Below are 22,171 nucleotides of genomic sequence, written 5' to 3'. Positions count from 1 at the left end.
ATGAATACAAAAAATATGGACGAACAGAACACAGAAAGCAGAATTGAATTGCTAAAGGGCGATAAAGTACTTTGGATGGTCATTCTTGTGATCTCCATTTTCTCTATTTTCCCTGTATATTCAGCGAGTTCAAATCTGGAATATATTGTTAATAATGGGACTACTACCGGTCATGTTATCAAACATATGTTCTTTGTGGTCTTAGGTTTGGTGATCATGAGAGTCGTGGGAATGGTGAAATATGAGTATATCGGAAAGCTCAGCAGTATTCTGCTCGGTTTAATGATTGTATTGCTCGTTGTAACCATGTTTACAGGTCAAACTATTGACGGAGCCAGTGCTTCAAGATGGTTGAAAATTCCCGGAACTCCCATCTCATTCCAGCCGTCCTCATTTGCCTTTTTAATGCTGATCATTTATCTGTGCAGATATCTGACCAAAAAAATAACAAGGGAAAGGCTTCCTATCGAGAACATTATGTACATCTTCGGGCCTATCCTGCTGGTGTTTGTTTTGGTAGCAAAAGATAACGGTTCTACGGCATTGATGATTCTGATGGTTTCAGTCATTGTCCTCATTATAGGACAACTTCACTGGAAATACATCGCAGGATTTATCTCTTCCTCTTTTGTAGCCATTGTTTTCTTCCTGATTGTAGCACTAAATACCAATCTGATAGGCGGAAACCGTGTGCATACATGGATGAGCCGTATTGAAACATTTACCTCCAGCAAAGCAAAATCAACGGATGTAGATGACGAAAGCGTAAAAGCCAAAAACTATCAGGTAATGCAGGCCAAAGCAGCCATAGTTCACGGTGGAATTACCGGAATGGGACCTGGAAAAAGTGCATTAAAACAAATGCTTCCACAGTCTGCTTCCGACTTTATTTTTGCAGTGATTGTAGAAGAATATGGCCTCATAGGTGCCGCTTTTCTGATCTGTCTCTATCTTATTATGATGATCAGAATTGTAATGATTGCCAGTAAAATGCCCGCCTTTTTTGGCTCGCTCCTCGTACTCAGTCTCGGGGTGATGATCTTTATACAGCTTGCGGTAAATATTGCAGTAGCGGTCAATCTGATCCCGGTAACAGGACAGCCACTGCCATTGATAAGTTACGGAGGAACCTCCATGCTGGTCACTTACCTCCAGCTCGGAATTATTTTAAATATAAGCTCAAGGATACAGATATACGATGAAGAAGGAATGGGCAAAAAACAGAGTATAGCAGAAATTAATGATATCGCATAACCCATAAAAAGTCCCATCGGGACGATTTAACAAAAGATAGGACGCAGTCCTAATCATAATATAGCGCTATCATATTATAAAAAAGAAAATGAACCAAAAACTAAAAGTAGTATTATCAGGCGGCGGAACAGGAGGACACATCTTCCCGGCTATCGCCATTGCAGACGAAATCAAAAAAAGATTTCCTGATACAGAATTTTTGTTCATTGGAGCCAACGGAAAAATGGAAATGGAAAAAGTTCCGCAGGCAGGTTATAAAATTGAAGGAATTGATATTGCCGGAATCGACAGAGGAAATATGTTATCGAATTTAGGACTGCCTTTCAAAATTTTGAAAAGTTTATCTAAATCGAAAAAGATTATTAGAAATTTCGCTCCGGATTTTGCGGTAGGAACAGGGGGGTTTGCAAGCGGACCGGCTTTGTATGAAGCAAGCAAACTGGGAATTCCCATATTTATTCAGGAGCAGAATGCCCACGCAGGGGTTACCAATAAAATTTTGAGCAAAAAGGCAAAAGCTGTTTTCACAGCCTATCCAAAAGTAGAAGGCTTTCCTGCTGAAAAAATAAAATTCCTGGGCAATCCTATTCGTGAGAATATCATCACAGGAATGATGGAAACATCTCTGGCAAAAGAAAAAATGGGATTAAATAAGGACAAGCTTACTATTCTTTCGGTAGGAGGTTCGTTAGGTTCCAGAACATTAAATAATGCCTGGAGATCTCATTTAAATGAACTTGTAGAAAAAGATTATCAGCTGATCTGGCAAACAGGAAAGCTTGATTATAAAGACATAATAAAGGAAACAAAAGACGCTGAAAGCAGAAATATCCAGATCCATGAATTCATCAAAGACATGGAAACAGCTTATTCTGCGGCAGACATCATTGTTTCAAGAGCAGGAGCGATTGCCATTTCAGAGCTGGCAGTAGCTAAAAAACCTGTTCTTCTGGTACCCTTCCCTTTTGCAGCAGAAGATCACCAGACTAAAAATGCCATGAATCTGGTTGAAAAAAATGCAGCCAGAATGGTAAAAGACTCTGAAATGCAGGAAAAATTCTGGAATACACTGGAAGAGATCTGCAGCAGTGAAAGTTTAAGAAATGAAATGTCTAATAACCTCGAATATTTTGCCAAACCCAATGCCGCAAAAGAGATTGTAGATGAGATATTTAAAACTGTAAAAAGTACAGTGTAAAATGTATTAACGACAAAAACATACATCAATACATTGTACAGAATACATTAATACAAAAAGAATGAACATTTTAGACACATATCAAAATTATTACTTCGTAGGAATCGGAGGTATTGGAATGAGTGCTTTAGCGCGTTATTTCCATGCTTCGGGCAAAAAAGTGCTGGGGTATGATAAAACCAATACCAAGCTTACCACCCTCCTCATGCAAGAAGGAATTGATATTGTTTTCGAAGATAACATTGATGATAAAATAACCACACTTCAAAAAGAAGATACGTTGGTGATTTATACGCCGGCCATCAAAACGTTGAAAATTTTAGATTATTTCAATCAAAATCAATTTGAAGTTTTAAAGCGCGCTAAGGTTTTAGGCCAGATCACCGAAAATACAGACTGTATTGCCATAGCAGGAACCCATGGAAAAACAACCACTTCTACACTGGTTTCCCACTTGTGTAAAGAAGCCAACCTACCCTTTTCATGCTTTTTAGGAGGGATTTCTGAAAATTTTAAGTCAAACTTCCTGTACAATGGCACAGAATATTCCGTAGTAGAAGCAGATGAGTACGACAGAAGCTTCCTGAGCCTCTCTCCGGACTGGGCTGTGGTAACTTCCACCGATGCAGACCATCTGGATATTTATGGTGATAAAAGCCATATTGAAGAAGGTTTCAAGCAATTTACAGCTCTGGTTCCGAATGACAGACAGTTATTCGTAAGAAAAGGTCTGGATATCGGAAGAGCACATCAGACCTATGCCGTCAATGAAGAAGCAGATTACTATTCAGACAATCTGCGTATGGATCATGATAAAATCTATTTCGATTTCCATACTCCTTCCGAAACGGTAAAAGATTTTGTGTGGGAAATTCCGGGAATCCATAATGTAGAAAATGCAACGGCAGCTTTGGCGATTCTTTACAATTTAGGCGTAGATTTTGAAACACTGAAAAAGGCTATTGCCAATTTTAAAGGAATTAAAAGAAGATATACCAAACATATCTATCCAAACGGTAAAATTTATATCGATGACTATGCCCATCATCCGACAGAAATCAATGCGGTCGTGAGCTCTATCAGAACATTTTACCCTGATAAAAAGCTCTTGGTGGTCTTTCAGCCCCATCTTTTCAGCAGAACAAAAGACTTCGCTGATGGATTTGCAGAAAGCCTGAGCCAATCGGATGAGCTCATTCTTCTCGATATTTATCCTGCAAGAGAACTTCAGGAAAATTTTGAAGGAATAACCTCTGACTGGTTATTGGAAAAGGTGACTTTAGAGAAAAAAGAAAAATCGGAACTATCCGGTGCTTTTGAAAAAATAAAAGAAAAAGATTTTGACATCCTCCTTACCGTAGGCGCAGGAAACATTGACACCCTGTATGATCCTATTTGTGAATGGATAAATTCTTCTGTACAAAGTAAAATGTAAAAAGTACAATGCACAGAGATCATTAAATAAAGTAATTAATTAGAATACAATAGTACACCGTACTTTTTACATTGTACAAAATATATGAAAAATAAATACAGAATATTAAAAATTGCTGTCACAGTGATCATCCTGGGATTACTGCTGAGTTTCTCATTGAAGAGATTCAGCGGCCAGAAGATTACGGACAATAAGATTTCTGTAAAAATGAATGAAAAAACTCCGGTCTATTTCATTGATGAAAAAGATATCCGGGAAATTGTAAAAAAAGAAAACCCTTCCGGAAAAGTCGGAGACCTGAATATTCCCGTGCTTGAAAAGAAAATTAATTCTCTTCCTGCGGTAGACAGTGCCAATGTCTATTTAAACCTGAACGGGAAACTCTATCTGGATATCAAACAGAGAGTTCCTGTATTCAGATTAAACAAAGACGGAAAAGACTTTTATGTGGATGAAAAAGGAACTGAGTTTCCTATTTCCAGAACCTATTCTCACCCATGTATGCTGGTAACCGGAGATGTAAAACCGGATGAATATGAAAAACTGGCAGAGCTGGTTGAAAAAATTGACAAAGATGATTTCAGCAAGAAATTTTTTATCGGAATTTCAAAAAGCAAAGGCGATTATAATCTTCTGACCAGTGATGGAAATTATAAAGTGGAAATAGGAGATCTTGACAATATTGAGTTTAAGGTAAAAGGTTTAAAAACTTTCGTAGAAAAATATCTTGTATTTCAGGATCCCCAAAAATACAGCATGGTCTCTGTAAAATACCAGAACCAGATTGTCACCACTTTAAATCCATATTTCAAAGAAAACGACAGCATTCTGAAAGCAGGAAATCTGGAACTGGCAAAAGCTCCGTTACTGATGGCGACAAAAAAACCGGAAGCCATGCCTAAAGTAGCAGAAACTAAAAAAGCAAAAGCCCCTTCTGTAAAACCGAAGGAAAAAATAAAACCAAAAACGACCGTTAAACCAAAGGAAACTAAAAAGACAGAGAAAAAGCCCGCAGCTGCAAAGCCTAAAGCAAAAGTAAAAATAGAATAAAGGCCAGTCCGAAAGGACAATTTAACATAGAATTGGACAAAATCCAATTGGATTAAAAAAACGGGACACGGTCCCTGACATGAAAAAGTAGAAAAAAATCAAATCGACATAAAATGGAAAATCAAGAGTATTCAGTAGGTCTGGACATCGGGACAACGAAAATTGTCGCGATAGTCGGAAGGAGGAATGCACACGGGAAGATAGAAATTCTCGGGGTCGGAAAGGCCAAAAGTCTTGGAGTTCATAAAGGGATTGTGAATAATATTTCACAAACCATTAATTCAATCAAGGCGGCCGTTTCTGAAGCACAATCCAGCGCAGGAGTTCCTATCCGTAAAGTTACGGTAGGTATTGCAGGAAAACACATCCGTTCTCTGCAGCATTCCGACTATATTATGCGTGAGCATCCGGACAAATTTATTACGGACGACGACATCGAAGCACTTAAAGATCAGGTAAAGAAGCTGGTCATGCTTCCCGGAGAGGAAATCATCCATGTTCTTCCCCAGGAATATAAAGTGGATTCCGAAGGCGAAATACAAGAGCCTGTTGGAATGCACGGAAAACGCTTAGAGGCCAATTTTCACGTGGTAGTGGGACAGATGGGCAGCATCCGAAACATCGCAAGATGTGTAAGAGAAGCAGGCCTTGAAATGGAAGCCCTTACCCTTGAACCTCTCGCATCTTCAGAAGCCGTACTGACCAAAGAAGAAAAAGAAGCCGGCGTTGCCATTGTAGATATAGGAGGCGGTACTACAGACATTGCGATCTTCAAAGACAATATCATCCGTCATACCTGCGTAATCCCTTACGGAGGCGGTATTATTACGGAAGATATCAAAGAAGGCTGTTCCATCATTGAGAAACACGCAGAACAATTGAAAGTAAAATTCGGTTCTGCAGTTCCGGAATTGGAAAAAGACAGTACATTTGTTACAATTCCTGGACTTCACGGAAGACCGGACAAAGAAATTTCTCTTAAAACCCTGGCACAGATCATCAATGCCAGAGTAGAAGAAATTCTGGAAATGGTCAACACAGAATTAAAAGCTTACGGAGCATTTGAGCAAAAGAAAAAGCTGATTGCAGGGATTGTCCTTACAGGAGGCGGATCCAACTTAAAACACCTTCGTCAGCTGGCCAATTATACCACAGGTTTTGATAGCAGAATTGGTTTTGCCAATGAATATATTGCCAACGACAAAAACCAGTACCTGAAAGGCCCGGAATTTGCTACTTCAATCGGCTTGCTGATGGAGAGTTTGAAGATTCGGGACAAAAAGCAGGGCGCCGAAGCTGAAGAGCTCGTAGAAGAAGAAATAGCTAAAGCAGAAGCCGCTGAAGTACAGGCAGAAACGGTTCAGCCCATTCAGCCGACAGCTACAGTTCAGGAGCAACAGGCGGTAGTTACCCAGCAGCAGGAAAACAGAAGAGCGAAGCTCACGTTTGGGCAGTCGCTTATGGAAAAAGTAAAAAAATTCTTTGAAGAAGTAGAGTAAAATATAAATGATAGAAGATTATTGATAATTGATAAATAAAAAGCAGACCGCTTATTGCATCCAGCCATTTATCACTCATCAATTATCATTCATCAATCGTCAATTATAAAAAGCATAGTTATGGAAAATATAGATACACAAGGATTTTCATTTGATTTGCCAAAAGGAAATTCATCCATTATAAAAGTAATCGGTGTAGGAGGCGGTGGAAACAACGCATTGAAGCACATGTACGAGAAAGGAATTTACGGAGTAGATTTCGTGGTCTGTAATACAGATGCCCAGACTTTAGATAATAACCCCGTTGCCAATAAAGTACAGCTTGGTACCACCATCACTGAAGGATTGGGTGCAGGAGCAGATCCTGAAGTTGGAGAAAAATCGGCTATTGAAAGCATCGAAGAAATTAAAGCATGCATGGGCCAGAATACCAAGATGGTATTTATCACAGCCGGAATGGGCGGTGGTACAGGTACAGGAGCAGCTCCCGTCATTGCCAAAGTAGCTAAAGATATGGGAATTTTGACGGTAGGTATTGTTACCGTTCCTTTCAGCTTCGAAGGTAAAAGAAGACTTGAACAAGCCGAGATTGGTCTTGAAAAGCTAAGAAATAATGTTGACTCACTGATTGTGATCAATAACGATAAACTGAGACAGCAGTTCGGAAACCTTGGATTTAAACAAGGATTCTCAAAAGCCGATGAAGTTTTAACCAATGCCGCCAAAGGAATGGCAGAAGTTATTACCGGTTACTTTGATGTAAACATTGACTTTAGAGATGCCAAATCTGTCCTTCAGAACTCTGGTACAGCACTGATGTCTACAGGAATTGCTTCTGGAGAAAACAAAGCCGAAGAAGCCGTTAAAAAAGCCCTGGACTCTCCGTTGTTGAATGACAACAAGATCACCGGTGCCAAAAACGTTCTTCTATTGATCAGAAGTGGTGCTGAAGAAGTAACCATGGACGAAATCGGTGTGATTATGGACCACATTCAGAAAGAAGCAGGAAATACGGCTGATATTATTTTCGGGGTCGGTGCTGATGAAGAATTAGGAGATTCTGTAAGTGTTCTTGTCATTGCTACAGGTTTTTCAAATGACAGCAAAAGATTTGCAGGCCCTACGGAGAAGATCAGAATCAGCCTTAATGACAGTTTTGATGCTCCAAAGACCTCTCCTTTTAAAACAAGAGAAGAAAGAGAAACACCTGCCGAAACCACCCGTGATTTTGGAGGAAAACATACTTTCAGACTGGATGATGAGGACAGCGATGCTCCTCAATTCGGGATGACGTCTTCTGAAAAAAAAATGATTATTGAGGAAGAGCAGATTAAAACAGAAATAAAATTCTTTGATAAAGAGGAAGATACATCTAACAATGCTGCCCGTGACTGGAGAAATGAAGAAGAAGCGGAGGAAGAATCTTACAGCCTGTTCTCTTATGATGAAGAAGGAGAAGATCCAAATGATCTGGAAATCGAGTCTTTTAAATTTGATTTTGATTCCAGAAAAGAAGACACTCCATCTTCACCGGCGACCAATGCTTTTTCCAACGAAAAACCTGTTGAGTTCAGTTTTTTTGTAAACAATCAGCCTTCATCCAACGAGCCGAAAACAGATTACGGACAGCCGAAAGCAGAGTTTACCGCTCCGGCCAGTGCAGTAACTGAAATTCCTGTTCAGGCAGCTGAAGCCATCTTCCAGACAAGATATGAAGAGCCAAAAGCAGAAACAAAACCTGCTTTTGAGGAAAAAATAGAAATTGAAACTCCAAAACCTGCAGAATCGGAATTCACGTTTGTGAATAAAGCGGTTGATCAGGAAAGAATTGTGGAGAGACGAAATAAATTAAAAGAATTCAATTCCCGTTATCAAAGTTTTGACAGCACAAGTGAATTCGAATCTGTACCCGCTTTCAAGAGAAAGAATATCTCTATCGACGGAAACAATGCATCAGACCAGAATATCAACACGTATCTGTCTGACAACAATGGATCTATGCAGGTAAGAGAAAACAGGTTTTTAAATAAAGACGTTGACTAAATAATGTAACAATGGATCAATTTAACAGTGTAACAATTGCTTGTTCAAATTGGTACATTGATACACTTTTACATTGATAAATTATATACCATGAGTTTAGAAAATACTATAAGCGAAGCTATTAAAACAGCGATGAGAGCAAAAGACAGAGTTGCTCTGGACTCTCTGAGAGCTGTAAAAGCTCAGATTTTAAATCTGCAAACCGAAGCAAGAGGTACTGAAGTTTCCGAGGAACAGGAAATTGCCATTCTCCAGAGAATGATCAAGCAACGTAAAGATTCCTTCGAACAGTTTACCGCACAGGGAAGAAATGACCTTGCAGAAGTAGAAGATGCCCAGATGAAAGTCATTGAGCAGTTTCTGCCTAAACAACTGAGTCCGGAAGAATTGGAAGCAGAAATTAAAAATATTATTTCAGAAACCGGAGCTGAGTCTGCCAAAGACTTAGGAAAGGTAATGGGAGCAGCTTCAAAAGCATTAGCCGGAAGGTCAGACGGAAAAAGCATTTCCGAAATGGCAAAGAAGCTTCTTTCATAAAACAGGATACACGGTGCGAGACTATACCTTTTAGCAGCACCTGTACCACAACAAGGATATCCAACCTTTGCATATCGATTTGATTAAAGAATCCCGGAGCGTTCACGTTCCGGGATTCATTTTTGGATATTCATAATTATTAATTCAGTTTATCATCATTCAAAACTAAATAAGTGGTTATTCACTACGTCATCATGTCGTATTAAATAATTTGAACGCTCGAGGGAAAGCAGTAAATGTTTTTTTCATGGTCGTTTGTTTTTCAGAATCATTTCAAATTTAATAAATAATTCTTGTTATTCATAATTTTATTTCATGTTTTTTCGAATATTATTACAATATTAATATTGCATTAATTTTATCTGACTAAACGATTGATAGTTTTTATATATTGAACAAAAGCCAAGAATTGCTTAACTTTGTCGTGATAAAAAACAAAATATATGTATCCAACAGATTTAGTAATGCCCATGAAGGCAGAACTTACAGATAAAGGTTTCGAAGATCTAACATCTCCAGCACAGGTAGAGGAGGCTTTAAAGCAGTCAGGAACAACTCTATTGGTCATCAATTCAGTGTGTGGATGTGCAGCAGGTGCAGCAAGACCAGGGGTTGTTTATTCTTTGACAGGAGATAAAAAGCCTGATCATTTAACAACTGTTTTTGCAGGATTTGACACAGAAGCTGTAGCAGAAGCAAGAAAACACCTTGCTCCATTCCCTCCAAGCTCTCCATGTGTAGCGCTTTTCAAAGACGGAGAATTAGTTCACATGCTTGAAAGACACCACATTGAAGGAAACCCTGCAGGTGCTATTGCAGCCAATCTTCAGGCAGCTTTTGATGAGTATTGCTAAGAAACAATAAAGCTAAATACTAAACCGTTACATGATATGTAACGGTTTTTTTATTTAACACGATAAAAATTCTGTAAAAATCCAAATATTATTATATTTGTTGGAATGGCAACAAAGGCACTTTTCAATACTGTCGTCAACTGGTTTATCCGCCAAAGGATCGATCAGATTCAGAATTTCATGGATCATCCCATTGAGACTCAGAAAGGTATACTCTTTTCTCAGCTGTTTCATGCGGAGGATACAGAATACGGCAAAGCATATGGTTTCAATTCAATTTCCAGCTACCAGGACTTTAAAAACAAGGTTCCCATCGTTACCTATGAAGATTTTGAGCCTTTTATTGAAAGAGCAAGACAGGGACACAAGGATGTAAGCTGGCCGGGATACATTAAACATTTTGCCAAATCATCCGGAACCACCAACGCAAAGAGCAAGTTCATCCCTATTTCCACGGAAAGCCTGGAATACTGCCATATGAAAGCAGGAAAGGATATGGTTTCCATTTATGCCAACAATCATCCGGAAAATCAGCTGTTCACCAATAAAAACCTACGTCTCGGGGGCAGTTCAGAGCTCCACGCAGATTTTAATACCAAATTTGGGGATCTTTCTGCTATTTTAATTGATAATCTGCCTTTTTGGGTGGAGATCACTACCACTCCAAGTAAAAAGGTCTCCCTGATGTCTGAATGGGAAAGCAAGCTTAAAGCCATCACCTCTGAAGTGAAAAATGAAGATGTGGGAAGTATCCTTGGAGTACCGAGCTGGATGCTGGTTCTTCTTCAAAGAGTTTTAAAAGAAACCGGAAGCGGAAGCATTTCTGAACTCTGGCCCAATTTAGAGGTCTTTTTTCACGGTGGAATCAGCTTCAAGCCCTATAAGGACCAATACAGACAGATCATCGGTAAAAAGATCAATTACTACGAAATTTATAATGCTTCTGAAGGCTTCTTTGGCATCCAGGACAGATCGGACAGCGACGAAATGCTTTTGATGCTTGACTATGGGATTTTCTATGAATTCATTCCAATGGATCAGTTTCACTTTTCCAACCCAAAAGTTGTCAGTCTGGAAGATGTTGAAGTGGGAAAAAATTACGCGATGGTAATTACCACCAACGGCGGACTATGGAGATACCTGATCGGTGACACGGTTGTATTTACCTCCATTAATCCTTTCAGAATTAAAATTACGGGAAGAACCAAACATTATATCAATGCATTCGGAGAAGAACTGATGATTACCAATGTAGAATCTGCCCTTTCAAAAGCCTGTGAAGTCACCGGAGCAAGTATTACCGATTTTACAGGTGCTCCTGTTTTCATGAAAGAGAATGAAGGCGGTGCCCACGAGTGGATCTTTGAATTCAGCCACCACCCGGATGATCTTGATCGTTTTACAGATGCCTTCGATCATCATTTGAAAACGATCAACTCGGACTATGAAGCAAAAAGATACAATAATCTGACCCTGAAAAGACCCATCGTTCATATTGCAAAACCTGATCTTTTCTATCAGTGGCTTGAGGGTAAAGGAAAACTTGGAGGGCAGAATAAAGTCCCAAGACTGAGCAACGACAGAGAATATATCGATCCGTTACTTGAACTTAACAGATAAAAAATGGAAGAAAGGAAGTCTGATGCCGGAAGATGGAAGTTATTGAGACTGTGAAAAAGAATAGTTTTTTTTGGGACAATTTTCCAATATAGCTTCCCACTCCGATCTTCTTCAGAAAAAGAGCATAAAAAAACGCAGCCGGAATTCCGGCTGCGTTTTCTGTATTTTCTCGGTACTATTTCTTTAAATCCTCCTTCAGTTTCTTTGCTCCTTCTTCTACTTTGGCAGCACCTTTTGCAGCGGCCTCTTTCACATCCTGTCCGACTTCTTTTGCTCCGGCTTTGATGTCTTTTCCTGCTTTATTAAGGTCTTCTTTCGTTTTCTGAGCGGCATTGTCTATTTTATTTCCGGCTTCATCTACTTTAGATTTCACGTCCTGTTTAGCTTTGTCTATTTTAGCAGAATCTACCATTTGAGAAGGCGTTTCTGAAACGGTTGTTGTAGTAGTGGTTACTGATCCGTCAGCGCTTTCTACCTGTTCTGTTTTAGTAGTAGATTTTGTGCACGATACAGCAAATAGGGCTACTGCCGCTGCTGCTAAGATTTGTTTTTTCATATTTTATATTTTTTAAATGTTTTTTAAAGTGATGAGGGTTAATTGGTCTTTGCTCCAGTCGCTGGCGGAGTTTCAGGAGTAGCCTTTTTCTTATCGGCTTCTGTCTTTTTCTTTTCCTCTTCCAGCTTCTTTTTATTGTCTTTTTCCAGTTCTTCCTTCAGTTTCTGTTCTTCTTTCTGAAGTTTTTCAACCTGTTTAATAGAGTCCTGATATTTCTGTGAAGACATTCTGATCTGCCGGACAATATCTACAGACGTTGCTCCCGCTGAAAATGAATCTACAGCCGCCGTATCATAATGGATTTTCATCTCCTGATCAGCCGCAAACCCCGGCGTCTCTTTCTTTGAACAGGCTACCATTAAAAGGGATATTATAAAAACTGCAGACAGTAAATTTTTCATGGAACTAATTTAGCAGAAATTCTGCAATTACAGGATAGTGATCCGATAATTTTACAGAGTGATCCACTTTATAGCTTAAAGGAATGATTGATTTTGAAGTGAAAATGTAATCAATTCTCAAAGGAACCTTATAATCATGGAAACTGGTAGAAGCCCCGTTTCCTACGGTAAGAAATGCGTCCTGAAGATCTCTTCCCAAATTATAATATTCATAGGAATTAGGGACCGAATTGAAGTCGCCTGCCAGAATCACCGGATAAGGTGAAAAGTCAATTACTTTTCTGATTTTTCTGATCTGATCTTCATGAGCCTGAAACGTAGGAGTCATATGAGAAAGCAGATTAGCAATTTTTCCGCCTTCCTTGGCAAAACCATCAAATTGAAGCATGGACTTGTGCAACCTGAAAGGCTCTAAATATACATTGACTACTCTGATGATTTTTCCGTTGATATCTACATCGGCGTAGAAAGAATTACCCCTTGCCTGCTCTTCGATCAGCTGTTCCTGTCTTACAATCTTATGTTTTGTCTTGAGAATAACAGAAGGGTATTTCACCATATCTTTTCTGATCGCTCTGTTGGTATCTTTTTCCTGAACCAAAATAATATCGGCATCCTGATCCTGGATATATTTTTTCACCTTTTCCCAACCAAAATCTCCGTATTTTACATTAAATGTAAGCACTTTAATATCTCTGATCGATTTTAAACTTTCTGTTTTTGGAGAAAAATTCACCCATCGTCTTACCGGATTGTAAAAAAGAAGCAGTCCAAAGGCAAAAGCAATGGCTATTTTCTTTCTTTTGATTACCCAAACAAGCGTTAACAGAAAATATACTATAAACAGATAGGGAAAGCAAAGGGAAAGTAGATTCAGGGAGCCCATAAAATTAGGCGGAATCCATGCATTCCCCAATGTGCATAATAGCAACACGGCAACAACAATATGAACAAATAGTAATAACTGGCTCGGCTTCATGAAAAAACAATCTAGGTATGTCATTCGTTCATCAAAAATCCTACCAAGCACTAAAGCTTTAACTAATTTTATGATTATTAGTGATTTAGTGAAAATGTTGCCACCACAGGATAATGATCTGAAAGCTTTATACTTCGGTCTACTGTATAGGTCACCGGCCTGATGGTTTTTGATGTAAAAATATAGTCGATTCTAATTGGAAATTTATAGTCGTGGAAGCTGGTGGCACTGCCCTTTCCTGCTTTTACAAAGGCATCTTCCAATCCATCTGCCAAATGGTAATATTCGTAAGAATTGGGAACCGAATTAAGATCTCCTGCTACAATTACGGGATAAGGTGAACTTTCGATAGCTTCTTTGATGGTATGTACCTGATCCTGATGCTTTTTAAAGACAGGGATAAGCCTTCTGACAATATTTTTTAGTTTTTGCTCATCCTCTTCTTTCACCCCATCTATTTTCACCATCCCTTTTTCGAACTTAAAAGGCTCCAGATATACATTGATAAAACGATATACTTTTCCTTTCATTTCAATATCTGTCTGAGAAGCATATGCATTATTGGTATAAAAATCACTCTTGATCAGCTCCTTAGACTCTATAATTCTATGTTTTGAAAAGAGTTTTAAAACGCCATTGTCTCCTGTTCCGGTCATACCCTTTAACGAAATCTTGCTACCGGATTCCTGTAACATGACCACATCCGCATCAGCTGTGTTCAGGTATTTTTCAATATCTGTAGCACCCAGCAAACCTGCTTTAACATTGAAAGAAACAATTTTAAGATTCGCTGTTTCTTTTTTATCAGAGGAAAAATTCACCCATCGCTGTACAGGATTCATAAAGAGAAGTCCAGCCAGCATAAATGCAAAGGTTCTCTTTTTCCAGCTGAAAAGCCAGAAAAGGGTAAATACTATATATAAAATAATAAGGACAGGAAACCCTAAAGAAAGCAGATTGAACCACGGAAATATTTTGGGCGGTACATACGCATTCATTAAAGTACCCAGCAGCAGGAATACAATGCCTACATGCAGGATCAACAGGATAAGACGGACAACTTTCACAGGATTTTTTAATTGAATCTATACAGATGTTTCCTCCAGATCCTTGCAAGAATAAAGCCAACCAATGCTCCTCCCACGTGAGCCAGGTGGGCAATTCCGCCTCCATTACCGGAAACTCCCAGATAGACAGAAACAACAATGACGATAGGCATCAGGTATTTTACTTTTATAGGAACCGGGATAAACATCATCATAATCTTGGAATCGGGGTACAGGGTAGCAAAAGCTGCCACAACTCCGAAAATAGCTCCGGAAGCCCCTACCATAGGGGTTGCTACGATTCCTTTAAAACTCTCCAGCAGTTCTTTTTGTTTAAGAACAGAGGCCGCATCTCCGGTAAATCCTACGCTGGCTCCGGATAAATAAGCATTGACATTAAATCCTAGCTGCTGCAACTCACTGGTAAGCTGCTGGGCTTCAACAAAATTCCATAAGTTAAAAAGGAAGAAAGCTCCCAATCCGCTCAGGAAATAAAGAATCAGGTACTTTTTCTCCCCCAAAGCCTGCTCCAGAATCGGTCCGAAGCTATACAATGTCAACATATTAAATAAAATATGCATAATGCTTCCATGCATAAACATATGCGTAATGATCTGCCATGAATGGAAAAACGGAGAAAAGGGATAAAAACCGGCAAGATAGCCGATTACCTGGTTTCCAAGGAAATAGGTACCAATGAATACAATAACATTGATAATGATGATATTCCTGGTGATCGGTGGTATATTGTTAAACATTTTTTAAAATTTGTTTTTAAAATCATTAAACGGAACTTCATAAAAACATCTTTTGCCATCCGGTAAAAACTCCGGGAAGCCTAAAGCTGTAAAATCTTTGATGACCTGTTCCGCATCTTTTTTATAGATAAAATCAAACCTTGATTTCGAATGCATTTTGTTCCACTGGTTCAGATAATACTGCATAAATTCCTCTTCACTCTTGTATTCCAGGATCTCGAAAAGATTCTCCAGGAACTTCATCGCCTGGGTTTCTTTCAGTCCTTCAGGCAGTGCATCTATTCTCAGCACGCTTTCATGTGCAATTTTCATGTCAAACCCGAGTTCCGGAAGAAATTTTTTGAAAGAATTATATTTATTCTTTTCTATTTCGTTCATATGATACTCCAGAGAAAACAAAAGAGAATGACTGTTAGGGTTAATATTAAGATTGCTCTTTCTCGACGCTTTGTTGTTTTCTGCAACGACCAATCGGTGCATTCTTCCCAAATCCAGCATTAAGGTTACATCTCCTTTATTAAAAAGCCAGTACCCGTTCGGCAACCTCATCAGGTCTTCATCAAAATCTTCGTCTTCGAATAAATTGATTTTTGAAGGTTCTGCAGTGATATTCTGGTGGTACATTTCCGTAAGGTTCTGAATCTCCTCCGGGCGTACATTTCTTTCTTCAATAAATGGATTATAGTCTTTGTCTACAATAATTTCAGGCATCTTGAGCATCCCTCCGCCACTGTTCCCTTTGCTTGGAAAAGGCTTATTCATCATCGCATCCATTTCAGGATCTTTATCAAAATCAAGACTCGGGGAAACGTTATAAATTCCCAGAGATCTTTTAATGGTGGAACGAAGCAGGGCAAAGATCAGATGTTCGTCTTCAAATTTCACCTCCGTTTTCTGAGGATGAATATTCACATCTATTTTTTCCGGATCCATTTCCAGATAAAGGAAAAATGTAGGAACATACCCCGGCTGAAGAAGGCCCTCAAAAGCTTCCTGAACCGCTTTATTGAAATAAGGACTTCTGAAATACCTTCCATTGACGAAAAGAAACTGCTCTCCTCTCGATTTTTTGGCCCCTTCCGGTTTGGCAACAAACCCATGAAGTTTACACCAGATAATATCTTCTTTGATAGGAATCAGCTGCGGCTGAAGTTTACGTCCGAAAACATCTACAATACGCTGCATCTGGCTTCCTTTTCTCAACCTGAAAACGGCTTCGTCATCATGAAACAGAGAAAACTCCAGGTTTTCATGTGCTAATGCAACACGCTGGAATTCATCGATGACATGTCTGAATTCAACGTTATTATTTTTAAGGAATTTTCTTCTGGCCGGAACATTATAAAAAAGATTCTTCACCAGAAAATTAGACCCTTCTACGGTCTGTATGGGATCCTGAAACTGAAACACCCCGCCTTCGATGTAGATATTGGTTCCGATCTTGGCATCATTCTGCTTCGTTCTCAGTTCAACCTGAGAAACCGCAGCGATAGAAGCCAACGCTTCGCCTCTGAATCCTTTGGTAGAGATCTTAAAGATATCTTCCGTTCCTTTGATCTTTGACGTAGCATGTCTTTCAAACGCCATTCTGGCATCGGTTTCAGACATTCCTTTGCCGTCGTCTACCACCTGGATCAGGTTTTTTCCGGCGTCTCTGATAATCAATTCTATCTTAGACGCTTCGGCATCAATAGCATTTTCCAAAAGTTCTTTCACAATGGACGCAGGTCTCTGCACCACTTCTCCTGCTGCAATTTGGTTCGCTACATGATCCGGTAAAAGCTGAATAATATCTGACATAAAACGTTGTAATCAACTTACAAAAATAGTCAATGGAAACGGGAATTAAAACAATAAAACCGTGAATTAAAATTTAATTATCAACATTTTAATCACAATTTGCTGTCCGGTTCTGTTTTTATCCCTGATGGAGGAAAAAAAACATTGAAAGGAGGATGTTCTTTTTTTAATGCAAAGATTCATTTAGATAGCGCTTAATTTTGAGCAAAGCAAAGAGTTCGACTACGTCGATGATGAAGCTGCCGGATACCACCGCTTAATCGAATCAATGAAATTGATTCTCTTCTTTGCTCTCCTTACTACTGAATAGAACTTTGCGTCAAATAAACAGGCGCTAAAAAACATTCGTTAACTGAAGAAGAACACCCCTTCTCTACCATCGAAAAGGGGTGCTTCACAGCTAGTTTACACAAAAATAATACTGATATTTATTTCTTCACTTATTCATCAAAAACAAGCGTTCTTTTTTCTTTTCTTTTAGGAATTCCGTGGACCTTATCATACAAATACGCTAGTAGATTAGGCTTTTTATAAATCCTGCTGTAACGGTATTTGGTATTAAAGTGTCTCATATGAATTTTATAGGCATCATATCCGATGACAATTAAAAGACATAGACTGATGACGTAAAACACCCTGAATTCCAGATAATAATAAGTAAGCCCAGAGAACACCGCTCCTAAAACATAGGCTATCATGATACTCGTCAGCAATTTTGCTCTCGCAATCAGTTCACCGCTTTTTCTGTATTTCTTTTTCGTAAACATAGAGAGCAGAATTCCAAGATCGGTAGTAGTACCCGTAAGGTGGGTGGTCTTTACCGAGAAATTGGAGATACTTGCCGTAAGGCCGTTTTGAAGTCCTGTTGCAAAAAGCATCAGCGCAACCAGATATTCTGTTTCTTCCAATGTTTTCTGATAATAAAACTGTCCATATATTCCAACAAACAATAAACACATGATTTCAAGAACAATCGGCATAGAGTGTGCGAAATACTTGCTTCTCTTATTGAAGTTGATCACAATGAAATTAGACAGGAAACTTCCGAAGAAAAAGAGGAAGATCCACGCTCCCACTACCGCTACCTGAGTCCAGTTTCCTTTACTGATCTCTGCCGCCAAAATGGCGTAGTGTCCTGTTACGTTGGAGGTAAAAGAGAGAAATATTAACAGGGAGGCAATATTTATAGTCCCTGCAGTGAATGCAGTCAGCGTCCCCAATCTGATATTGTCTCCCAACGTTCGGCTGTTACTATAATTTCTTAACATTTTTTTATTTTTTAATATTGTGTTTATCCATTTCTAGACCTCTACAAAGATCTCAGCCAGTCTTCCTCTTTCCGGAAGTCTTTCCGGCATTTCCACTTTGACTTCCTGAACCTGCAGATCTTTACATTTCTTGATATAAGGGGCAATGTCAAATTTTCCTTTCCCCTTACTCTTGATAGACGGAGAATAGTAAGCTTCCTCTATATTCTCTGCTTTCACATAATTGTTGAATGTTCTCTGAAAGCTTCCCGTGAAAATGTCACAGACGATCTTATGGACCAGGTGAGGATATTTGTTCTTAATGATTTCATAGGCATCGCAGAATTCCTGAGGTCTGATCTTATTGAAAATGGTATTTTTTGTATTGAAAAGAAGATCTCTGATAGAGTCTCCGGGTTCATACCCTGAAACCAAAAGAACATTATACTGATGAGGGTCTTCCGAAGCTTCTTTCTCTTTCAGTACTTTTTTTAATATATTCAGTGACTCAAGAGAGTAATCCGTGGCGATTAAAATTGTTTTGGTCATATCTTTTAGATTTAGGTTTGTGTTATCGTATTTTGATATTACAAAACTAAAGCGGCAAGATTAGAAGCTCTTTGGAATGGAATTAAAATGTGATTAAAGAGATTAGAATGAGATTAGAATATTGTTAATGGCCGTTAACATATAGGGGAAGTGAAGACATCAGATGTCAGATTTCAGACATGAGACTTTAAGCGTAAGAATGTGAATAGTGAATTTTGCTTCGCAAGTGAATGGTGGATTTAAGTTATAAGAGCCAAGAATCAAGATAAAAGACGTCAGATATTAGATATGAACTCAATAACCAGCAACCAATAACTAGCAACCAGCAATACTCTCAAACCCTAAAACACTCCAACTCTCTAACCCGAAACCCGTACCTTAACTCTCCGGTCTCGTACTGTAGAAATTAGGGAAACGCATCTGTACAGTGGTTCCCTGGTTTTCATGAGAACTTACGATCAGTTCGCCGCGGTGCATTCTTACGATATTTCTTGCCAGCGGAAGTCCGATTCCGTAGCCTTCGTAGTTTTTGGTATTGGACGCTCTGAAGAACGGGTCGTAGATCTTGTTCATCTCTACCTCCGGAATTCCGATTCCAAAATCTTTTACAATGATATAAACATCAGTATCTGAGGCTCCGAGAGAAACTTTTACCTGTTGGAAATTAGAATATTTACACCCATTGCTGATGATATTGGCCACAGCAAGATGCAGAAGCTGCTCATTACCATATACTTTCAGTTTTTTAGGATTCTCCGGAAGCATGCTGATATCCAGATAGATATTGTTTCTGGAATCAATTTTTCTAAGCGTTTCGATCACATCCCAAAGCAGCTGATCGATTCTTACCTTATCCATTTTCTGGATTTTACCGTCGAACCCGGTCTCAGCGATCATGAGTAGTGCTTTGATCTTTTTGTCCAGCTTTTCAGCTTCATCCAGGATAATTTGTAAGGTATCTTTATATTCGTCTGCCGTTCTGTTGATGGAAAGCGCTACGTCAGCTTCACCCATAATCGAGGTCAAAGGTGTTCTCAATTCATGGGAAACATTTCCGATCAGGTGATTCTGGGTTTCAAATGAAGTTTCGATACGGTTCAGCATTCCGTTGAACGTATCTACCAGCTCATTCAGTTCTTTATTGTCAGGCTGAGCTTCTAATCTAAGGTGAAGGTTTTCGGAACTGATCTCTTTTACCTTCCCGGTAATTTTAAGAATCGGTCTGAATAAAGTTTTAGACAGATAAAATGAAAAGATCATACTGAAGAAGAGAGAAAGGACAATACAGGTGATCAATGTTCTTTTTAAAAAACCGAGGTAATAGATTACATAATGGTTTTTTGCAGAAGCAATGGCTATGTATTCTTTATCATCATATTTAAAAGTCTGGCCGATATAGTAAAACTCTTTATCATTATAATTAGCTTCTCCTTTTCTGACAATACTTTTGAAAAAATAATCCGGAATATGGACTTCCTGTGAAATCTTTCTGAAATTGGAATCTGTGGGCACCGCAAAAACATAATCTCTCTCCATGGGAAGCTCTTCATCATTCAGACTGTTGAGGATATAGTTTTCGGGAAGATCGAGGTGATCTTTGCTTTTCTCAATCTGAACGATGGTCGTGGTACGGATCTTAAGCAGTTCATAAAACCTCTGATGGGAAAAGTTGACAATCGAAAAATAAACCAACCCACTGAAAAGCAGAATGATGGCAGTAAATACCAGCATTAGAAGCACCATCGTTTTGGTCTGATTTGTGACAACTTTATTAAACATCCATTAAGATTTTTTCAGTACATATCCCATTCCTATCACCGTGTGAATCAGTTTATTATCATCCTGACTGTCCAGTTTTTTTCTTAAATAATTCACGTAGACATCTACTACATTGGTCCCAAGTTCATAATTTACGCCCCAAACCGCATCCAGAATTTCAGCTCTGGAAATTACTTTTTCAGGATTATTCAGGAAATACAGCAGAAGTTTGTATTCAGTAGACGTCAGTGAAATCTCGTCTCCGGCGCGCGTGACTTTCTTTGTATAATCATTAACGATTAAGTCTGAAAACTGAAATACGTGCTCATTGTCCGGTTCCGGTTCGGCAATTTCCTGAGGACTTACTCCGTTGCTTCTTCTTAGCAGAGATTTTACCCTCGCCACCAGTTCAATAAATTTAAACGGCTTCACAAGATAATCATCCCCTCCGCTTTCCAGTCCAAGAACAATATTCTCAGAAGTTCCCAGGGCGGTCAAAAACAAAATCGGAACATGCTGATTGGTTTTCCTGATCTCTTTGCAGACATCCAGACCATTCATTTCCGGCAGCATAATATCCAGAACCACCAGATCGAAATCATTGGCCTGCACCAGCTGTACACCGGTACGACCGTCAAAAGCCACGGAAATTTCATAGCCGCTTTCCTGAAGTCCTTTCTTGATAAAAGAGACAACGCTGGTTTCGTCTTCGATGAGGATAATCTTTTTCATTGAAATAAGGAATTTCACAAAAATAGGGAAAAAGAGCGAATCGTCTCAATAACAATTTTCAATGAATTGATTCCGGACTTTACAAATGCTATATAGAATAATATTAACTTTGCTTTTCAACTCTCATGAAGGAACATAATTTAGGTTAAATTGCAAACACTATGAATGATTTTTTAATAGGTATCGGTAAAAGATTGAAGGATATCAGAAAAAAGAATAATTTAACCATCAACGAACTGGCTTCCAAAGCCAATGTAAGCAACGGTCTTGTATCCAGGATCGAGAACGGAAGAACCATTCCTTCACTTCCTGTCCTATTGGATATGATCCAGTCTCTGGAGATCGATGCCAGCTATTTCTTTGAAGGGGTGGAAAAAAAATCCAGCGCCAAATTCATTTATCTACCCAAAGACAGCCAGCAGGTTATCGAAAAAGAAGTGGAAGCGGAAGGATTCAAGTATATGCATATCTTCAGCAAAAGCCTGCACTCTTTAGGTTTTGAAGCGGTATTACTGACCATTGAGCCTAATTCCAAAAGGGAAAAGGTGATCACAGATGCCTGGGAATTTAAATATATCCTGAAAGGCGAAGTAAAATACATCATCGATAATGAAGAAATCATCTTAAAAGAAGGCGACTCTCTTTATTTTAACGGAAAATTCCCGCACGTTCCGGTAAGCATCAGTGATGAAAGCTGTATTATGCTTGTTCTTTACTTTTATACTGCCTAAAATTCATTATTTTTAAACCTTATTAACCGTGTGATAAGTTTGTTTATTATAATAACGCTCTTAAAAAAGTTAAAATATCTTTGGAATATTAATTCATTGGAAAAAGCAATAGGAAAAAGATAGA

20 protein-coding genes are annotated in these 22,171 nt (G+C 38.8%); 10 read left to right on the top strand and 10 right to left on the bottom strand.

The genetic code is table 11. The annotated features are described in order from the left end of the window. The 9 genes from BW964_RS17195 (at nt 1) to BW964_RS17155 (ending at nt 11,490) form a co-directional block, all read left to right on the top strand. On the top strand, nt 1-1,254 hold the full coding sequence (locus BW964_RS17195) for an FtsW/RodA/SpoVE family cell cycle protein (protein WP_228432167.1): 1,254 nt from the start codon (nt 1-3) through the stop codon (nt 1,252-1,254). A gap of 88 nt (nt 1,255-1,342) precedes the next feature. Continuing rightward, nucleotides 1,343-2,452: an undecaprenyldiphospho-muramoylpentapeptide beta-N-acetylglucosaminyltransferase gene (murG, locus tag BW964_RS17190; RefSeq protein ID WP_076509046.1), complete on the top strand. Its 1,110-nt coding sequence runs from the start codon at nt 1,343-1,345 to the stop codon at nt 2,450-2,452. Nucleotides 2,453-2,513: 61 nt separating this feature from the next. Next, entirely contained in the window at nt 2,514-3,887 is a 1,374-nt protein-coding gene (murC, locus tag BW964_RS17185; RefSeq protein WP_076509045.1) for a UDP-N-acetylmuramate--L-alanine ligase, read from the top strand. Between the two features lie 84 nt (nt 3,888-3,971). Then, entirely contained in the window at nt 3,972-4,937 is a 966-nt protein-coding gene (locus BW964_RS17180) for a cell division protein FtsQ/DivIB (RefSeq protein WP_076509043.1), read from the top strand. A 113-nt stretch (nt 4,938-5,050) separates the two neighbouring features. After that, a complete protein-coding gene (gene ftsA / locus BW964_RS17175; RefSeq protein WP_076509041.1) occupies nt 5,051-6,436 on the top strand; it encodes a cell division protein FtsA in 1,386 nt (461 codons plus the stop codon). Between the two features lie 120 nt (nt 6,437-6,556). After that, on the top strand, nt 6,557-8,479 hold the full coding sequence (gene ftsZ / locus BW964_RS17170) for a cell division protein FtsZ (RefSeq protein WP_076509039.1): 1,923 nt from the start codon (nt 6,557-6,559) through the stop codon (nt 8,477-8,479). 90 nt (nt 8,480-8,569) lie between these two features. Next, complete coding sequence (locus BW964_RS17165; protein ID WP_076509038.1) at nt 8,570-9,016, top strand: GatB/YqeY domain-containing protein; 447 nt, start codon at nt 8,570-8,572, stop codon at nt 9,014-9,016. A 443-nt stretch (nt 9,017-9,459) separates the two neighbouring features. Continuing rightward, entirely contained in the window at nt 9,460-9,870 is a 411-nt protein-coding gene (locus BW964_RS17160) for a BrxA/BrxB family bacilliredoxin (RefSeq protein ID WP_073328644.1), read from the top strand. 105 nt (nt 9,871-9,975) lie between these two features. Beyond that, nucleotides 9,976-11,490, top strand: coding sequence for a GH3 auxin-responsive promoter family protein (locus BW964_RS17155; protein ID WP_076509037.1), 1,515 nt, complete (start codon nt 9,976-9,978; stop codon nt 11,488-11,490). Between the two features lie 175 nt (nt 11,491-11,665). Here the strand turns inward: BW964_RS17155 and BW964_RS17150 are convergent, their stop codons facing one another. The 10 genes from BW964_RS17150 to BW964_RS17105 form a co-directional block, all read right to left on the bottom strand. Beyond that, complete coding sequence (locus tag BW964_RS17150; protein WP_076509035.1) at nt 11,666-12,046, bottom strand: hypothetical protein; 381 nt, start codon at nt 12,044-12,046, stop codon at nt 11,666-11,668. Between the two features lie 38 nt (nt 12,047-12,084). Then, on the bottom strand, nt 12,085-12,447 hold the full coding sequence (locus BW964_RS17145) for a hypothetical protein (RefSeq protein ID WP_076509034.1): 363 nt from the start codon (nt 12,445-12,447) through the stop codon (nt 12,085-12,087). 4 nt (nt 12,448-12,451) lie between these two features. Then, nucleotides 12,452-13,426, bottom strand: coding sequence for an endonuclease/exonuclease/phosphatase family protein (locus tag BW964_RS17140; RefSeq protein WP_076509032.1), 975 nt, complete (start codon nt 13,424-13,426; stop codon nt 12,452-12,454). Between the two features lie 77 nt (nt 13,427-13,503). After that, the gene (locus tag BW964_RS17135) at nt 13,504-14,493 is read right to left on the bottom strand and encodes an endonuclease/exonuclease/phosphatase family protein (RefSeq protein WP_076509031.1); all 990 of its coding nucleotides are present in this window, start codon (nt 14,491-14,493) and stop codon (nt 13,504-13,506) included. An 8-nt stretch (nt 14,494-14,501) separates the two neighbouring features. Beyond that, nucleotides 14,502-15,230, bottom strand: coding sequence for a rhomboid family intramembrane serine protease (locus tag BW964_RS17130; protein ID WP_076509029.1), 729 nt, complete (start codon nt 15,228-15,230; stop codon nt 14,502-14,504). A gap of 3 nt (nt 15,231-15,233) precedes the next feature. Beyond that, entirely contained in the window at nt 15,234-17,030 is a 1,797-nt protein-coding gene (mutL, locus tag BW964_RS17125) for a DNA mismatch repair endonuclease MutL (RefSeq protein WP_076509027.1), read from the bottom strand. A 440-nt stretch (nt 17,031-17,470) separates the two neighbouring features. Beyond that, on the bottom strand, nt 17,471-18,298 hold the full coding sequence (locus BW964_RS17120; protein ID WP_076509025.1) for a YoaK family protein: 828 nt from the start codon (nt 18,296-18,298) through the stop codon (nt 17,471-17,473). Between the two features lie 33 nt (nt 18,299-18,331). Then, nucleotides 18,332-18,826 carry a hypothetical protein gene (locus BW964_RS17115; protein ID WP_076509024.1) on the bottom strand — a complete coding sequence of 165 codons (495 nt, stop codon included), beginning with the start codon at nt 18,824-18,826 and terminating at the stop codon, nt 18,332-18,334. A 378-nt stretch (nt 18,827-19,204) separates the two neighbouring features. Continuing rightward, entirely contained in the window at nt 19,205-20,605 is a 1,401-nt protein-coding gene (locus tag BW964_RS17110) for a sensor histidine kinase (protein ID WP_076509022.1), read from the bottom strand. Between the two features lie 3 nt (nt 20,606-20,608). After that, the gene (locus BW964_RS17105) at nt 20,609-21,316 is read right to left on the bottom strand and encodes a response regulator transcription factor (protein ID WP_076509020.1); all 708 of its coding nucleotides are present in this window, start codon (nt 21,314-21,316) and stop codon (nt 20,609-20,611) included. 161 nt (nt 21,317-21,477) lie between these two features. Here BW964_RS17105 and BW964_RS17100 point away from each other — a divergent pair, with 161 nt between their 5' ends. After that, complete coding sequence (locus BW964_RS17100; RefSeq protein WP_034724567.1) at nt 21,478-22,047, top strand: helix-turn-helix domain-containing protein; 570 nt, start codon at nt 21,478-21,480, stop codon at nt 22,045-22,047. Nucleotides 22,048-22,171 lie beyond the last annotated feature (124 nt).

This window comes from Chryseobacterium shigense (genome assembly GCF_900156575.1).
Taxonomy (GTDB): domain Bacteria; phylum Bacteroidota; class Bacteroidia; order Flavobacteriales; family Weeksellaceae; genus Chryseobacterium; species Chryseobacterium shigense.
Note: the sequence above shows the minus strand (reverse complement) of the source record. Positions and strands in the feature narration are given on the sequence as shown.

Bases quoted from the DNA above. Each gene is read 5' to 3' on its own strand.
- BW964_RS17195 (WP_228432167.1), top strand. From the start codon at position 1: ATGAATACAAAAAATATGGACGAACAGAACACAGAAAGCAGAATTGAA.
- murG (WP_076509046.1), top strand. From the start codon at position 1,343: ATGAACCAAAAACTAAAAGTAGTATTATCAGGCGGCGGAACAGGAGGA.
- murC (WP_076509045.1), top strand. From the start codon at position 2,514: ATGAACATTTTAGACACATATCAAAATTATTACTTCGTAGGAATCGGA.
- BW964_RS17180 (WP_076509043.1), top strand. From the start codon at position 3,972: ATGAAAAATAAATACAGAATATTAAAAATTGCTGTCACAGTGATCATC.
- ftsA (WP_076509041.1), top strand. From the start codon at position 5,051: ATGGAAAATCAAGAGTATTCAGTAGGTCTGGACATCGGGACAACGAAA.
- ftsZ (WP_076509039.1), top strand. From the start codon at position 6,557: ATGGAAAATATAGATACACAAGGATTTTCATTTGATTTGCCAAAAGGA.
- BW964_RS17165 (WP_076509038.1), top strand. From the start codon at position 8,570: ATGAGTTTAGAAAATACTATAAGCGAAGCTATTAAAACAGCGATGAGA.
- BW964_RS17160 (WP_073328644.1), top strand. From the start codon at position 9,460: ATGTATCCAACAGATTTAGTAATGCCCATGAAGGCAGAACTTACAGAT.
- BW964_RS17155 (WP_076509037.1), top strand. From the start codon at position 9,976: ATGGCAACAAAGGCACTTTTCAATACTGTCGTCAACTGGTTTATCCGC.
- BW964_RS17150 (WP_076509035.1), bottom strand. From the start codon at position 12,046: ATGAAAAAACAAATCTTAGCAGCAGCGGCAGTAGCCCTATTTGCTGTA.
- BW964_RS17145 (WP_076509034.1), bottom strand. From the start codon at position 12,447: ATGAAAAATTTACTGTCTGCAGTTTTTATAATATCCCTTTTAATGGTA.
- BW964_RS17140 (WP_076509032.1), bottom strand. From the start codon at position 13,426: ATGAAGCCGAGCCAGTTATTACTATTTGTTCATATTGTTGTTGCCGTG.
- BW964_RS17130 (WP_076509029.1), bottom strand. From the start codon at position 15,230: ATGTTTAACAATATACCACCGATCACCAGGAATATCATCATTATCAAT.
- mutL (WP_076509027.1), bottom strand. From the start codon at position 17,030: ATGTCAGATATTATTCAGCTTTTACCGGATCATGTAGCGAACCAAATT.
- BW964_RS17120 (WP_076509025.1), bottom strand. From the start codon at position 18,298: ATGTTAAGAAATTATAGTAACAGCCGAACGTTGGGAGACAATATCAGA.
- BW964_RS17115 (WP_076509024.1), bottom strand. From the start codon at position 18,826: ATGACCAAAACAATTTTAATCGCCACGGATTACTCTCTTGAGTCACTG.
- BW964_RS17110 (WP_076509022.1), bottom strand. From the start codon at position 20,605: ATGTTTAATAAAGTTGTCACAAATCAGACCAAAACGATGGTGCTTCTA.
- BW964_RS17105 (WP_076509020.1), bottom strand. From the start codon at position 21,316: ATGAAAAAGATTATCCTCATCGAAGACGAAACCAGCGTTGTCTCTTTT.
- BW964_RS17100 (WP_034724567.1), top strand. From the start codon at position 21,478: ATGAATGATTTTTTAATAGGTATCGGTAAAAGATTGAAGGATATCAGA.